The organism is Shewanella sp. SM95 (assembly GCF_025653595.1).
Classification (GTDB): domain Bacteria; phylum Pseudomonadota; class Gammaproteobacteria; order Enterobacterales; family Shewanellaceae; genus Shewanella; species Shewanella oncorhynchi.
The window spans coordinates 101,607-117,328 of the sequence record NZ_JAKKSE010000009.1 but is presented as its reverse complement, the minus strand read 5'-3'; the positions used below and the strand labels follow the sequence as shown (position 1 = coordinate 117,328).

14 protein-coding genes are annotated in these 15,722 nt (G+C 44.7%); 4 read left to right on the top strand and 10 right to left on the bottom strand.

Features of this window, described 5'->3' with window-relative positions:
• Nucleotides 1-110: 110 nt before the first annotated feature.
• The 5 genes from L5M29_RS11910 to L5M29_RS11890 form a co-directional block, all read right to left on the bottom strand.
• Nucleotides 111-539, bottom strand: coding sequence for a hypothetical protein (locus L5M29_RS11910; RefSeq protein WP_317630244.1), 429 nt, complete (start codon nucleotides 537-539; stop codon nucleotides 111-113).
• 195 nt (nucleotides 540-734) lie between these two features.
• Nucleotides 735-1,484: a 3-oxoacyl-ACP reductase family protein gene (locus L5M29_RS11905; RefSeq protein WP_263167963.1), complete on the bottom strand. Its 750-nt coding sequence runs from the start codon at nucleotides 1,482-1,484 to the stop codon at nucleotides 735-737.
• Nucleotides 1,485-1,744: 260 nt separating this feature from the next.
• Nucleotides 1,745-2,914, bottom strand: a complete 1,170-nt coding sequence (locus L5M29_RS11900) for an MFS transporter (RefSeq protein WP_263167962.1) — start codon at nucleotides 2,912-2,914, stop codon at nucleotides 1,745-1,747.
• A gap of 153 nt (nucleotides 2,915-3,067) precedes the next feature.
• Entirely contained in the window at nucleotides 3,068-4,024 is a 957-nt protein-coding gene (locus tag L5M29_RS11895; RefSeq protein WP_286992971.1) for an alpha/beta fold hydrolase, read from the bottom strand.
• A 43-nt stretch (nucleotides 4,025-4,067) separates the two neighbouring features.
• Complete coding sequence (locus L5M29_RS11890; protein ID WP_263167961.1) at nucleotides 4,068-4,817, bottom strand: 3-oxoacyl-ACP reductase family protein; 750 nt, start codon at nucleotides 4,815-4,817, stop codon at nucleotides 4,068-4,070.
• Between the two features lie 185 nt (nucleotides 4,818-5,002).
• On the opposite strand from L5M29_RS11890, the gene L5M29_RS11885 reads away from it, so the two are divergent.
• Nucleotides 5,003-5,923: a LysR family transcriptional regulator gene (locus tag L5M29_RS11885; protein WP_263167960.1), complete on the top strand. Its 921-nt coding sequence runs from the start codon at nucleotides 5,003-5,005 to the stop codon at nucleotides 5,921-5,923.
• Between the two features lie 46 nt (nucleotides 5,924-5,969).
• Here L5M29_RS11885 and L5M29_RS11880 read toward each other — a convergent pair whose 3' ends face one another.
• Together L5M29_RS11880 and L5M29_RS11875 are read right to left on the bottom strand one after the other, a co-directional pair.
• On the bottom strand, nucleotides 5,970-6,617 hold the full coding sequence (locus tag L5M29_RS11880; protein WP_219254380.1) for a CatB-related O-acetyltransferase: 648 nt from the start codon (nucleotides 6,615-6,617) through the stop codon (nucleotides 5,970-5,972).
• Between the two features lie 228 nt (nucleotides 6,618-6,845).
• Nucleotides 6,846-7,592: a class I SAM-dependent methyltransferase gene (locus L5M29_RS11875; RefSeq protein WP_107949945.1), complete on the bottom strand. Its 747-nt coding sequence runs from the start codon at nucleotides 7,590-7,592 to the stop codon at nucleotides 6,846-6,848.
• A gap of 266 nt (nucleotides 7,593-7,858) precedes the next feature.
• Here L5M29_RS11875 and L5M29_RS11870 point away from each other — a divergent pair, with 266 nt between their 5' ends.
• Nucleotides 7,859-10,123 (top strand): GGDEF domain-containing phosphodiesterase, encoded by a 2,265-nt coding sequence (locus L5M29_RS11870; RefSeq protein ID WP_173497835.1) that lies wholly within the window; start codon nucleotides 7,859-7,861, stop codon nucleotides 10,121-10,123.
• 92 nt (nucleotides 10,124-10,215) lie between these two features.
• On the top strand, nucleotides 10,216-11,061 hold the full coding sequence (locus L5M29_RS11865; RefSeq protein WP_263167959.1) for a 23S rRNA (adenine(2030)-N(6))-methyltransferase RlmJ: 846 nt from the start codon (nucleotides 10,216-10,218) through the stop codon (nucleotides 11,059-11,061).
• Nucleotides 11,062-11,130: 69 nt separating this feature from the next.
• Here the strand turns inward: L5M29_RS11865 and L5M29_RS11860 are convergent, their stop codons facing one another.
• The 3 genes from L5M29_RS11860 to L5M29_RS11850 are packed head-to-tail and all read right to left on the bottom strand — an operon-like array spanning nucleotide 11,131 to nucleotide 13,539.
• Nucleotides 11,131-11,886, bottom strand: coding sequence for a lytic transglycosylase domain-containing protein (locus tag L5M29_RS11860; RefSeq protein ID WP_263167958.1), 756 nt, complete (start codon nucleotides 11,884-11,886; stop codon nucleotides 11,131-11,133).
• Nucleotides 11,886-12,923 (bottom strand): DUF3137 domain-containing protein, encoded by a 1,038-nt coding sequence (locus L5M29_RS11855; RefSeq protein ID WP_263167957.1) that lies wholly within the window; start codon nucleotides 12,921-12,923, stop codon nucleotides 11,886-11,888. Before L5M29_RS11855 ends, L5M29_RS11860 begins: the two co-directional genes overlap by 1 nt.
• A 49-nt stretch (nucleotides 12,924-12,972) precedes the next feature.
• The gene (locus L5M29_RS11850) at nucleotides 12,973-13,539 is read right to left on the bottom strand and encodes a LemA family protein (RefSeq protein WP_173248363.1); all 567 of its coding nucleotides are present in this window, start codon (nucleotides 13,537-13,539) and stop codon (nucleotides 12,973-12,975) included.
• Nucleotides 13,540-14,098: 559 nt separating this feature from the next.
• On the opposite strand from L5M29_RS11850, the gene L5M29_RS11845 reads away from it, so the two are divergent.
• Entirely contained in the window at nucleotides 14,099-15,721 is a 1,623-nt protein-coding gene (locus tag L5M29_RS11845) for an AbgT family transporter (RefSeq protein WP_263167956.1), read from the top strand.
• Nucleotide 15,722: the final 1 nt, after the last annotated feature.

Sequence of the window (15,722 nt, the reverse complement as noted above, 5' to 3'; positions counted from 1 at the left end):
AGCTGGGTAATGGTCCTTTCTACCGGTAAACGGGTAAGAAAAGCCAACTATTGAGCTAGAGAATGGGCGCCAGAATAAACTCACCTATCAGTTTGATAAGTAAATTATTTCTATTCTTGAAAGCGACAGAGAGTGAGATGTATTCGCCTAGGTTTAGCCTGATAACCTTGTATGGGTAACAGTGTTATCACGCGGGAGGCGCGGGGAAGTAATGGCAGCAGGAACAACAGGATAAGAAATGGAATGGAACTCGGAGCATCGATACAGGTTCGGATCGATTTCTCAGACAATTCACATTTTTTAGGCTCGCTTTTGACCAGCTCAGTACCCGCCACTTGGGCATCGACGTGACTCGCCATATTGCTTGAAGCTGAGCTGCTGTTTAAAGCTGAACTTGAGTTTAAAACTGAGTTGGCGCTAAAACCAGCTCCAGAAAAAGACGCAGCCGACATCGCTTGCGCGCTCGACTCCTTGAGCAACAAGTTAAGTATTCCACTATTTTGAGTCAAACAGAACAAGGTCAGAATGGTAAACACCATAACACCCCATAGGTTGCCTGTTTGCTTAGTCGATAACTTAGAAATTTGGATTTCCATTCGTCTTATTCTTTGATAATAAAGATAAAAATGAGTGTCTTTCAACAGATAGCTGAAGATAAGACCGGCGGATTGTAACAATAGTTCTTCAACAAGCAAATTAATTTGTCTTGCCTGAAAAATGGATACAGACAAAGCTTATACAGAAAACCCACCATCAATCATCAGACTCGCCCCTGTGATATAGCCCGCTTCAGGACCCGCGATAAAGGCGACAAAACTAGCAATCTCTTCGGCTTTACCAAAACGCCCTAGGGCGCCCATCGCCTTAACGGGCTCAGATGAATCGCCGTTATCAGGGTTCATATCGGTATCCACAGGGCCAGGCTGAATGTTGTTCACCGTAATTGCACGTGGGCCTAAATCCCGCGCGAGCCCTTTGGCTAAACCGACTAAGGCCGATTTACTCATGCCGTAAATCGCACCACCTACAAACGGAATACGCTCGGCGTTGGTGCTACCGATATTGATGATGCGGCCGCCGTCATTCATGTGCAGCGCCGCTTCTTGACTGGCCACAAACACACTGCGCACATTAGTGTTAATTGTTCGTTCCCAGTCTTCTAACGTCAGATTTTCGATGCTATCCCAAATCAGCGTGCCCGCATTATTGACCACTATATCTAAACCACCGAAGTGCGCTTTGGTCTCGCGAATGGCACGACGGATCGCCTCTGGCTCAGTGCTGTCGGCCTTAATGGCAATGGCTTGACCGCCATGGGTGATAACTTCGTCAACAAGCAATTGTGATTGGGCTTCAGATGACACATAAGTGAAGGCAACCGCGGCGCCGTCACTCGCTAAACGCTTAACGATGGCGGCACCGATACCACGGCTACCACCTTGTACAAAAGCCACTTTACCTTGCAGATTATTTGACGATTTCATAGTTAGCTCACTCAATGGATATACGAAAGTATTGTATATAAAAACGTTGTTAATCCATCACAAATTAGCTGCCGCTCAGTGATTAACACCCATTTTCATACTCTGGTCGTAGCTTACGCTATTAACTTACTCTGATTAAGTCATCAAAATGACCATCACTAAGTCGTACAAGGAATTAGTTGCCTTACAATTTGTTGAAAGTTTATCCTTCAATACAAACGCATTTATATCTTAAAACTGAATCGCTAAGAAAAACAGGTTTAAACTAACTCTTTTAAGGGGGATTTATATAATTTAACTTTAATCAAAATACTGACTAATGCTAAAGCAGTGAACATAAAACTCACCATAAATAAGTTTTCGATGCCAATCTTATATATAAACCACCCGGCAAATGCCGATCCAATCGTGATGCCTAAGTTAGAAAATGAAACAAATAAACTATTAGCAAAAACATGTGCATCACCAGCGTCATCCATAATCCATGTCTGACTGACCAATAAACCTGCAGAGTGTACCGCGCCCCAGAAAACGATAATAGCAATCATAAAATAATATGAGAAACCTAAAAAATTTATCATTGCAAATATCACTAAAAGCATTATCGGGTATAACACTACGGCTCTTAGCATATTGGCATTAATTAGATGACCAAAAATGAAATTACCTACTACGCCAAAAATACCAAAACACATCAGCATTGCACTGATTAACTTACCACTCATACCTGTCACTGTGCTCAAATACTCAGCGATATAACTATATGAAGAGAACATTGCAGCAAAGATAGACACGACAGTCATCAAGGATAACCACATAGCAGGGTTTCGTAAGATATTTACCTGCGCTCCAAATGACATCTTAGTTCTTACGGGCATGTTCTCCATCAACAATAAAACACTCACCAGAGCGATAGCACATGCTGTTAGGCCGAAATAAAACGCTGCTGATAAAGAATATTGCTCCGCAATAAATGAACTCACTGGAACACCTAAAACAAGGCCAACTGCAACACCTGCAAATACTTTCGCTGCGGCATTCGCCTGCTCACTCTCTGCAACCATACTGGTAGCGACCACTAAAGTTACCGAGAAGAACACCGCATGGACTAACGCGGGTAAAATACGGAATATCATCATGGTGGAGTATTCTTGCGTATTCGCATACACCAAGTTTGACACCACAAATAATGCAAGTATCCCAGCCAGCACATACTTACGATTCCACCCAGACATAAATAGCGTCACAAAAGGACCAGTGAATGCAACCACAATGGCATAAATACTAACTAAGAAACCAGCTTGTTGAATGTCTACCTGAAATTGTTGAACAACATAAGGTAGCAAACCAATAATAGACAACTCTGTTGTTATGATGCCAAATACCGCTAACGACAGTGAGAATAACAATATGTTTTCTTTTTTCATCATTCAAAACTCTTAGAATATTGGGATCATAAGAAAGCGTTGCAACTTCTAACGACTAAATCTATGGACAATAGATTTGAGGTAAATTAACGAAAAAATAAATGCCGAGCATTTAAATTACTCGGCATTAGACTCGATATGAATACAGTATTTCTGTTACTTAGTATTAAAAAACTTAAGCACTAATGGTTCCACTTGAGTTGGACACTCCTCCATTAGCCAGTGTCCACATCCATCCAATATATGTCCTTCAACTTGAGTAGCGTACTCATTCATTTGGTCAATTTGAGTTTGACCTAAGCTGCCTAGACCATTACCCGATATCGCTAACAGTGGCATTTTTAGCTTACCTTGAGCCAATATTTCTTTATTTTGTAGAACCGACTTTGGTAAAGCTCGGTAGTATTCAAATGCTGCATGCAATGTATGAGGCTTCTCATATGATTTTGCATAAAGTCCTAGGAGCTCCTCTGAAAAGGCTTCCGGCTTTTCTGCATGCTTTCGAATAAAATGCGAGAAGAATTTCTTTTCATTACCCGAGACCAAGGTTTCTGGTAAATTGCCATCCGCAGAGAAAAAGCTAAAATGCCAAGCGGTTGATTCCCCTTGAGGTGTGTACGCTGGGAAAGCGTAAATTCTCTCATCTGGGATCACTGCTTCTAAATAGGCCACTTTAGCAATATCCTTTTGATACTTTGCCACCATAGGATAAGTTGCCCATATGCCAATATCATGCGCGACAAGATTAAATGGCTCATCTGGACTAAAACGTTTCGCGAGTGAATAGATATAAGGGGAAACGTCTTCCCCAGTATAAGAGCTGTTAAGCGGATCAGATAACCCTAGACCCGGTATATCAATGGCGATAACTCGATAATTTTTGGCAAGTAAAGGCATAAGTTGGTGCCACTCATACCATGATTGGGCAAACCCATGCACCATTAATAATACTGGGCCACTGCCGCCAGCGACATAGTGCATCTTAATACCATTAACTTCCTCGAAACCGCTCTCAAATCCTGATGGAATAGGGAACTCAGTCGTGGCGTTTACCGTCAACGAAGTGGCCGCTGTACATGCCGCAAACATCAAGTACTTCATTTTTTTAATCATCATTAAACCTTTCAGTGAACCTACTTTAAAATGTCAACAAAACTTATGCTGAAAACCCACCATCAATCATCAAGCTCGCCCCTGTGATATAGCCCGCTTCTGGGCCCGCAATAAAGGCGACAAAGCTAGCGATCTCTTCGGCTTTACCATAACGCCCTAGGGCGCCTATCGCCTTAACGGGCTCAGATGAATCGCCGTTATCAGGGTTCATATCGGTATCCACAGGGCCTGGCTGAATGTTGTTCACCGTAATCGCACGTGGGCCTAAATCCCGCGCTAATCCTTTGGCCAAGCCGACTAATGCCGATTTACTCATGCCGTAAATCGCACCACCTACAAACGGAATACGTTCAGCGTTGGTGCTACCGATATTGATGATGCGGCCGCCGTCATTCATGTGCAGCGCCGCTTCTTGGCTCGCCACAAACACACTGCGCACGTTAGTGTTAATTGTTCGATCCCAGTCCTCTAACGTCAGATTTTCGATGCTATCCCAAATCAGCGTGCCCGCATTATTGACCACAATATCTAATCGACCGAAATGCGCTTTGGTCTCGCGAATGGCACGGCGAATTGCCTCCGGCTCTGTGCTGTCAGCCTTAAAGGCAATGACTTGCCCCCCCTGAGCTAGCACTTCATCTACTAGTAATTGTGACTGCGCCTCAGATGACACATAGGTAAAGGCAACCGCGGCGCCGTCACTCGCCAATCTTTTAACGATGGCAGCGCCGATACCACGGCTACCGCCTTGTACAAAAGCCACTTTACCTTGCAGATTATTTGACGATTTCATAGTTAGCTCACTCAATAGGAATATAAAATTTATGGTAAAGAAAAGCGTTGTTAATCAATCGCAAAATGGCGATCGCCCGTTAGTTAACGCTCTTTTTCATACTGTGGTAGTAGCTTACGCGATTCACTTCCCATGATTAAGTCACTAAAATGACCATCACTGAGTCCTTCAAGGAATTAATTGCCGTGATAAATAATCAATTTGTTGAGATACGCCATTTCGTCACTGTTGCCCAGCTCGGCAGTTTTACCTTAGCGGCGCAGGCGTTAGGCATGACAGGTTCGGCGCTCAGTAAAAGCATAGTGCGATTAGAAACCCGCTTAGGCACTAAGCTGCTGCACCGCACCACAAGGCGTGTGAGCTTAACCAATGATGGCGATTCGTATCTCACAGATTGCCAAAATGCCATGGCAATCCTAGACAATGCACAGAGCCGACTCGGCAGCGAACAGCAAATTCCCTCAGGTCGAGTGCGAGTGGATTTACCTGTGACGTTTGGGCGGCGATATATACTGCCAACCCTATTAGCACTGTCGCAAAAATATCCCAAGCTCGAGTTATCCATTACCTTTAACGATAGAGCGACCGATTTGTTTAGTGACGGCATTGATTTGGCGGTGCGTGTCGGACAACTCGGCGACACTGTTGATTTAGTCGCCCGTAGATTAGGAGAACAACGCCGAGTGATCTGCGCATCTCCCGCCTATTTCGCTCGACTTGGCACGCCACAAGGCAAAGAAGATCTCAGCCAGCACCAATGCATTGTCGGCTGGCCGCTTGGGCAGCAACATCGCTGGTTACTTAAAAATGAGGATGGGATCATCGAGGCCTATGACATTCCAGTACGCCACGAAATAGCTGATTGCGAAGCCATTTTAGCGGCCACACTGGCGGGAGTGGGTTTAGCACAAGTGCCGATATGGTTAGTTGAGGACTATCTTAAAACTGGTGAACTTATCTCGGTACTAGACGAACTCGCCAGTGACGACACACCCATCCACTTAATTTGGCTTAAAACTCCTTACCTCCAACCAAAGCTACGAGTGATCATCGAAGCACTGGCCGACTTAGCGAAAGCGCCAAAAAGCAGATTTAAGGCAGGATAAGTAAAAGGCCTCGACTAATCGCGACCTTTCACTTTGGGACTAACGGCTATTTATTTTGATGTACAGATTGGTCATAGAGAGTGATCGCTTTCCTGAGCGCGTCAAAATCCGCCGAACACAAATGCTGCTTTAAGCTATCAAACTTTTCGGCAGGCCAATCGTAGATTTTTAACGCCAGTAACTCAGTAATAACGTCTTTATCGAACCGATACTTGATTAATTTCGCGGGTGATCCCGCCACAATACTGTAGGGTTCGATATTTTGGGTGACAACACTATTTGCGGCAACAACCGCACCTTCACCTATCGTCACCCCAGGCATCAGCATACATCTCATACCTAACCAAGCCCCATCACCAATATGAGTATCGCCTTTGCCTACGTAGGCATCCTCAATAAAATCCACAAAGGGGTATAAACAAAACCAATCTGCTCTATGCGTATGATTTCCGCCCATTAAGATCACAACTTCGGCGGCGATACACACATAGTTACCGATATAAAGTTTATCGATAGGCCACTTAGGCTCCCACTCACGGCTCACTTCATCGCCATGAAGATATCTCACTACAGATCCCTCAAAGCCAGCATCCCAACAATCACTGTAATAGCTATGTTGACCTTTGACTATGATATTGGGATTGGTGACTACCTCATGCAATAACTGAACTTTTGACCAATGCTTTTTCTGCATTGCAAATCCTCTTTATAAACAAAATTGTTAATACGAAACATAATGTTATGAGAAGTTTTACATTAGAATAGTCAGTGAATACGCGGCTGTTTTAGCAGAGGAATGAGTTTCATATAAAAAATCACAAGTGGGTATAAAAAAGAAAATAGCCCATAAAACTGAAATATCGACATGAGCTAAGCCGTTGTCACTGAAAGCATACTATGTTCACGATGAGAAAAATATTCCCTATTTCATCGCGGCTTTTACATAGACATCGAAACGGTTTTTCTTGGTTTCAATAACCGTATTAGGCTTAACCCCATCCAAATCTTCGGCATAATCTGGGCGCTTAACGACGACACGTTTAGTTGCTAAGGCTAAAGCTGGGGCGAGTAAGCCATCGGCATCTAAATCGGCACCGACTAAGGATTGGAATACACGCATTTCTTTTTTAACAAGGGCCGATTTATCACGGTGGGGGTACATAGGATCGAGGTAAACCACATCCACCTCTTGTGCCAATTTCGATAGTGCTTCTAGGCTAGATCCATGAAATAGGCGCATCCGCTCACGCATCCAATCGCCAATTTCAGCATCTTGATAGGCGCGGCGCAGGCCGTCTTCAAGCAATGCCGCAACCACAGGATGACGCTCTACCATAGTCACTGTACAACCAAGGCTTGCGAGCACAAATGCATCGCGCCCTAAACCCGCAGTGCCATCGACCACACTCGGTGTTACCCCTTGCTTTAATCCCACCGCTTTAGCGATAGATTGGCCACGACCGCCACCAAACTTACGTCTATGGGCGACGGCGCCAGTCACAAAATCCACCACTATGCCATCGAGCTTAGGCTCATCGCGTTTATGCAGTGATAAAGTATCTGATTCAAAACGCAATTCGAAGGTCGCATTCGCATCGTAGACGAGTTGCCAACGTGCACAAATATCCACAAGTGTTGGGTATTGCTGATTGAAAAAAATCGGGGTCACAGGCTGTCTTCTAACCAACGAAAATGATGGCCATTATGCCTAAAAATCTCGTTTATGAATATGCTAGTAAGCAAAACACATCGCTAAGCTCATCACTGTCTTAGCCAATTTGTCTCAGTACGCCCTTAATAATTCAAACAAGCATCACACTGTAATGTACTGATTTATAAAGGCGGCAATCTATTTGTATAACAGTTTAGTGATTTATGTTATATGTTACGTCCCCAGCCAACCTGCGTGACTTCCGTACGGGATAAGGACTTTTTTTGCTTCAATGGCTAAAAGGTTTTTTGTTTATCAGGGAGCAAGATTTTTTAAATCCTGACAAAACGATATTAAAAACCAGCTTATTGCGGATTATTCTGCTCAGTGGCGCCATCTTGACCACTAGCATAGTGCTGCATAGCTCTTTAATTGCGTATGAGTTAAACCTCACTTTCATTATCAGCATTACGGTCAGTTTTTTAACCGTACTATTCCTGTCTTTATGGTTTACGCGCAAATATTTACTCGTCAGCTCTATCAGCCTGCTGGCGATGGTTATTGCAGCCTGTTTATCTATGCTGTTGTTTATCCCTGACTTTAACTTATCGCAGGTAGGTATTACTTTCTTATATACCTTGCCCTTGATGGCGCTTTTCCTGTTTGGCAGAAAAGTCGCTTTTATTATGATGTGTTTCAACGTATTGCCTTTTTTACTGCTACTGCGTAACCAAAACCTGCCACCCATTATCGATATTGATATCAGCCTACCTGCGACCCACGCTTATCTAAACGGTTTGCTGTTTATGTTTTTTAATATCTGTATCCCGTTGTCGGCGATGCGCCTGCTAAAAACCCAGAAAATCCATGCGCAGCAAATGATCCAGCATCAAAATGCACTGCAACATACATTAGACCAATATGCTGAAATCTTTGAAAATAATGGTACAGCCTCTTTCTTCTGCAATGAGGATGGAGTCATTCTCAACCTGAATAATGCCGCGAGGGAAATCGCTGGAGAAGTCACACTAAACCGCACTCGCCTATGTGACATTTTTGAACTTACCGAAGATACCAGCACGAATTTACTGGCGGCCTCGTTTCCGACCCATTTAAAGAACAATAACAGCACTAAATATCTGCTGCAAAAAGCCTCATTACAGCACCACGATACTTTGTTGTTTCACTGCCACGATGTCACAGAACAGGCAAACCATGCGATTGAGCTGAGTCGACTTAAAAAGCACCACATCAGCACGCATTTCTATGATTTAGTGACGGGATTACCCAACGAAAATCACTGGTATAACCCAGCGCCAAGCTTGATCCATCAGGAAATGACCGTAGCCTTAATCAAAATTGATAATCTTAGCCAAATTAATGCTGCTTTCGGTATCAGCGTCGGAGATGCCATCCTAAAGGCCTTTGCTATTGAACTCAAAAATCGCTTTGGTCATATCGCAAAAATATACCGATTTAGAGGAGCATCGTTTGCACTCGAGTTTACTAGCCTGCCGCTTATCTCCCCTGAAAACCTAGCGCTACAATTACGCGAGCGTATTCCAACAAACCTACAACTTAAGCAAGAACAACAGACTGAATATCATCTCGAGTGCAGAGTCGGTTGCAGCTCTGGTAATAAAGCCTCACCGCAGCAAGCCGCGGAGCAATGTTTAATTGCCATAAAACAAACCACCCAAGCTAGCCCAGTGATGGTGTATTACATTGGTTTGATTAACAATCTGCTCGAAGCTTCATCGCAAAAAGCCAGAATCCGTGACGCGCTGAAACACAACCGCCTTGAAATGTGGCTGCAACCTAAAGTGATGGCCAATGGCCACATTACTAGCTTTGAAGCGCTAGCCAGAATGTTTGACGAAGACGGCACTATGATCATGCCGAACACTTTTATCCCCATCATAGAGTCATCTCAATTGCAGGCGATTTTTGCGATAAAAGTCTTCAGGCAATTACTACAACTGATCCGTTCTTGGCCTAAGAATGTGCCTCTGGTTAGGATAGCCTTTAATTTATCAGGGCAAGATATTCTGTCGGATCGCTTCTTTAAGGTGTTAATCCAAACCTATATGAATCATCCTGAACTCATCCCATTGTTGGAAATTGAAATTACTGAAACCTCTGTATTTTCAACCCATAAAGAAACAGGCCGACGCCTAAACACCTTAGCTCGCATGGGGGTTTCTATCGCCATTGACGATTTTGGCACTGGCCATGCGTCATTAAGCCAGCTCATTGATATCAGTGCCGACACAATTAAAATCGACCGTTACTTTGTCAGTCAAATGGGCATTAGTGAACGCCATACCCAAATTGTTAACGCTGCCATCCTGTTAGCCAAGAGCTTAAAACTCAACGTCATTGCCGAAGGTATCGAAACCGAAGCCCAGTTATTGCAACTCACTGCGCTAGGATGCGAACAATTTCAAGGTTATTTATTCGGTAAACCCGCACCAGCGAATCTCTGGCTGAAAACCTTTCAAATGCAAACCCCCACACATTGGTTTGCCAATAAAAAGAGCGCCAACTGAGGTATTAAATTTACGCCTAGAAGCATCGCAGGTATAATTGGCGACTGGCATTTGCCTCTCTTTGCTATGTTTGCAAATTACTAGGATCCCCCATGTTAAGTTACCGCCATGGTTATCACGCTGGCAATTATGCCGATGTGTTGAAACACGCCATCTTGCTACAAACCTTGCAGCTGATGCACAAAAAAGACAAACCACTCGTGTATATCGATACCCACGCAGGTGCGGGTGGTTATGCTTTAAGCGATGAATTTGCACAGAAAACAGGTGAATACCTCGAAGGTGTAGCTAAGCTTTGGGATAAAACTGACCTACCACAATCACTGCAGGACTATGTCGCCGCCGTGCGCCATTTTAATGAAGAAAATCCAGACGAACTAAACTTCTACCCAGGTTCACCCGCCATTATCGACATGGAGCTAGAGCCTAAAGATCGCATGGTCTTGCACGAGCTGCACAGCACTGATTATGTGTTATTGGATGATTATTTCTGCGAAGACAGACAAGTTAAAGTGATCAAAGGCGATGGCTTAAAAGGCCTTATCGCCGCAGTACCACCATTAGAGCGTCGTGCTCTGGTGCTCGTCGATCCTAGCTACGAGATGAAAACCGACTACCAAGATGTGGCCGAAACCCTGATAAAAGCGCACAAGCGTTTTGCTACGGGTGTGTTTATCCTGTGGTATCCAGTCGTAAATCGCGCTCAGACCGAAGGTATGTTATCGCGCCTCGCCAGCAGTGGCATTAAACGTCAGTTGAGAATTGAACAAGCCATTAAGCCCGATTCAGATGAATTTGGCATGACTGCGGCAGGATTATGGATCATCAATCCACCTTGGCAGTTAGACGAAATCGCAACAGAATTAATGGATTACTTGGGTAAAACACTTGGACAAGTGGACGGTAACATTACCGTAAAATGGGAAGTCGGCGAGTAACCTTCGACTCGAATGGCGGCGATGATCTCTGGATTTTCGCCACTTCATTTCAGCTTATCAATGCGGTAACTAAACGTCTTTCTGCTCGCGGTAACGCTTCAATAAAATTTTCACACGCTCAACATAGGCTTGGGTTTCAGGATAGGGCGGAATGCCATTGTACTGAACCACGGTCGTCGGCCCCGCATTGTAAGCCGCGCAGGCCAATGCGATATCACCATTGAACTGTTTTAGCATTTGTGCCAAATACTTACTGCCACCTAAGATATTCTCTTCGGGTAAAAACGCATTTGCCACACCCATTTCTTTTGCTGTTTCTGGCATCAATTGCATTAATCCCATGGCGCCAGTTCGCGAAAGTGCACGCGCATTAAAGGCTGATTCCGCGTGGATCACAGCGCGGATTAAGGCGGGATCAAGTTGATGCTTATGGGCTGCATGGGAGATCAAGGCATCATAATTAGCGGTAAATAGCCGAATACCATTCCAGTCTATGGTCGAATCGGGACGACAGGCAAAACAGTCATATAACAAAATTTGATACTGGTTATTTGCGGGGGCTTTGTCGGTAAATACGGTGACACCATTAGCTTGTTGGTATTGATAAATTTTGAGTTTTTCTAGACCTTCACTACTCACTATGCCGCTTTGTGAGTACCGCGCCACAATACGCGGCTTAGCTTTTTCGCGCGCCTCCTCAGCATTTGCATTTATCATCAAACTCGAAATCAATAATAAGCACAGGCCTAGTACCTCAAATCTGCAGGGCAATGAAAAGGCTGCAAAAGTCAGTGTACGAGCAAGCGCTAAGCGAGTAAGCAACATCAAAGTCCCGTGTACTGATTAAGTTTAAGTACTTCAATAATAGCAAAGAGTTGCTTCATTTCTCGGTTTATCTGACTAAATTCTACTGAAAAGGTTGCGCCATGAAAAATGGACTGCATTTGAAAATGCGTTCTGCGATTCGGTAGGAACAAAGTTAGTTTATTGCGGAAAAATGCACATTGAATATTGCCATCGAAATGTTTTGCAAGCTCCTGCAAGCGCTCCATAAATGCCGTATTGAGCAAATAGCGTGACTCGATTTGATCCGTTGAAAACACGTCGAACTCTTTTTCAAATTGCGGATCTTCAAGTTTGACTCGTACCAGTCCCGCATGGCTGTCGGACAGGAAATTTGCTAAACCACCGCGATCCCTCAGCACAACAGTATGACCCATAAACGCTTTATGGCTACTCAGCTCAACCACTAAGCCACGAAACTGGGTTTCCGTGCGGGTCACAGTTCTGCGCCTGCTGGTACTGACATCCAGCTCTTCGACTTGCACATTCTTGGTCAAGGTAAGCTCATTGACCGTCAACTCAACGCCCTTATAGCAGCCTTGTATATAGTCACCGAAGCTGACTTTGTCGTATCGCGGTAATACTTTAGCCGCAACGAGTCGATTCATGTCGAGGCGCATTTCGCGGCTATAAATAAAATCATCGCCGAAATATTTAAACATCAGCGGATAAATATCATTTTGAACCAAATGCTTAAACTCACGAGTCGGAGCAAAGCTCCACCAGCATAATCCGACTAAGGCAAGCAATGGCAAAGGCGGGAAATAAGCGCCACCGCTGTAGTAGCCAATAACGGTGAGCAAGCTCAGCCCAAGCACTATCATCAAACTCAAATACAAACGTTTACGCGCCGCCTTAAGGCAAGCCACACGCTTAGTTTCATATTTGCGACTGATGGGCGCGATATGTTCTTCGTAATAGGCTTCGAGTTGAGGTAGTTCGTCAAAATCCGCAGACAAACCAACAGACCCCCGATAAGTCCGAATCGGGCTACCTAAAATAAAAGTGATGATATTCATATTGATGTCATAGTATTGCAGGGTGATAACTCACCCTGCACAGCTAAGCTTACAAGTATTCGGCCGCATCTACGGGCGCTTTTGCCGCTTCGCTCACCTCATAGAATGGCATCACTTTAATACTCGCCATAGAAGCGATAATCGAGCCGGGGAAGATTTCTACCGCAGTATTAAGCTCGGAAACTGCCGAGTTGTAAAAACGCCTCGCAGCTGAGATATGCGCTTCGACCTCGTTATAGGTCTGCATCGCCTGCAACATAGTGTTGTCGGACTTGAGCTCAGGATAGTTCTCCACATTCACCATCAAGGTGCTCATTTTGTCGTTCAACCGCTCGGCCTGAACTAAATGCTCTTTAACGGCACTCGGATCGGCCTTGTTGTAATTATGGCTGAGCTGAGTGCGTAATTCGGTGATTTCAGTGAGCAGTGACTTTTCATGCTCCATAAATCGTTTAGCAATTTTTAGAATATTAGGCACAAGGTCGGCACGCTTGGTCAGCTGTACATCGATACCCGACAAGGCTTCGAGCGCGGTATTGCGCTTTTTGACTAGGCTGACGTACCAAAGATAGGTCACGATAAAAATCAGCGTTAATCCCAATAACAATTTTTCCATCTTCCATCCTTAGGTTTCTTATTCTTGTTAATAGGATACAGCTAACCATAAATGAGTGAAAATTTCACCTGCGGGCTGATTAAGACAATGAAATTACTCGCTGGTCAGAGCTGGCGATGTCATCTAACGAGCAATCATCAACGAAACTGGCCATATTCAGCGATGAAAAGTGATCATCTGCATAAAAAACAGTATTTAACCTATAAATTTATCGATATTCAGCTCCGATACAGCAAACAAGGTCTATAGTGTATTGGCACAACATTAGAGCATCCAATTTTGCTCGTGAATACTGGACTCCTCGAGAGTCCATTTTTTTATCCTAATTTTAGCCCTCCTCACCTCAACACAGTCAATAGCAACATTTAAGTTTCAATTAAAACTTAACAATCATACTTTGCCGCTAATTTTTTAACTTTTACCTTAGCTTTCACTCCGAGTCTTGCACCTAGAGTTATCCCCTCAGCCACGTCATCCACAATCGGCCGTCGGCAATGTCTCGAGTCTGTTATAGGGTCAAAATATTGCGCTGCGTAAAGGTCGACATAAAGGAAGGACGATGAGTTTTAATTCCGGCGATATTCCCCCCAAAAAAGCTTCTGAACCCAATCCACAACAGGGCGATATCAGCTCTAGTGGTTGGTTTGTACGTTTTCTCAATATTGTTGAACGCTTAGGCAATCTGCTGCCCCATCCAATCACCTTATTCGCACTGTTCTGTGTTGCCGTGGTCATTATTTCAGGTATTGCGGGCTACTTTGGGTTAACCGTGGTGGATCCTAGACCTATTGGCTCACACGGCCGCAGTGCCGACGGTTTAATCCATGTGGTGAGCCTAATGAACGCCGAAGGTTTGCGGATGATAGTCTCGCATCTAGTGACCAACTTTACTGGCTTTACACCGCTCGGCACTGTGCTAGTGGCGCTACTCGGTGTCGGGATTGCCGAACGCTCTGGCTTATTATCTGCGGCTATGCGTGCTTTAGTCATGGGCGCCTCTAAACGATTAGTCACTGTGACCATAGTATTTGCCGGCATTATGTCTAACACCGCTGCCGAGCTTGGCTATGTGGTACTAATCCCTATGGCGGCGATGATTTTCCACTCCATTGGCCGCCATCCACTTGCAGGTTTAGCTGCCGCTTTTGCCGGGGTTTCAGGAGGTTATAGTGCTAACTTATTGCTTGGTACTGTCGATCCCTTGCTATCGGGCATTACCGAAGCTGCGGCGCGCATGATAGATCCTCAATACAACGTCGGCCCAGAAGTAAACTGGTACTTCATGTTTGTCTCCACCTTTGTGATCACTTTCCTTGGCGCCTTTGTCACAGAGAAAATCGTCGAACCTAAGTTAGGTCAATACCAAAATGATGATGCAGACGAAACCGTACTGCAATCAATGGAGAGCATCAGTGCTATTGAGAAACGCGGCTTAAAATGGGCTGGGTTATCTATGTTAGTGCTCGCGGTTATTTTAGCGATTTCAGTCGTACCAGAAGGCGCACCGCTGCGCCATCCTGAAACCGGTCTCATCTCAGGTTCGCCATTCCTCAAGGGCATAGTCGCCTTTATCTTTATCTGTTTTGCCATACCGGGCTTTATTTACGGCAAAGTCGTGGGCAGCATCAAAAATGATAAAGATGTCATCAATGCCATGTCCCACTGCATGAGCACTATGGGCATGTATATCGTCCTCGTCTTCTTCGCCGCACAGTTTGTCGCCTTCTTCAACTGGAGTAATTTAGGCGCAGTATTGGCGGTGTTAGGTGCCGATGCACTGCAATCCATAGGCTTGACGGGCCCGATCGTATTTTTGTTCTTTATTATGCTCTGCGGCATGATCAACTTGATGCTTGGCAGTGCCTCGGCCCAGTGGGCCATTACCGCTCCTATTTTTGTGCCTATGCTCATGCTGGTTGGTTATGCGCCCGAAACGATTCAAGCGGCGTACCGTATTGGAGATTCGGTGACTAACTTAATCAAACCTATGATGAGCTACTTTGGTTTGATCTTAGCGGTTGCCTGTCGTTACCAGAAAAACCTAGGGATAGGTACGCTGATCGCCACTATGCTGCCGTACTCGCTCGTGTTTTTCGTGGGTTGGACAGCGTTCTTCTTCCTGTGGGTATTTGGCTTTGGTCTGCCCGTTGGGCCGGGAGCCGCGACTTACTACACGCCTTAAT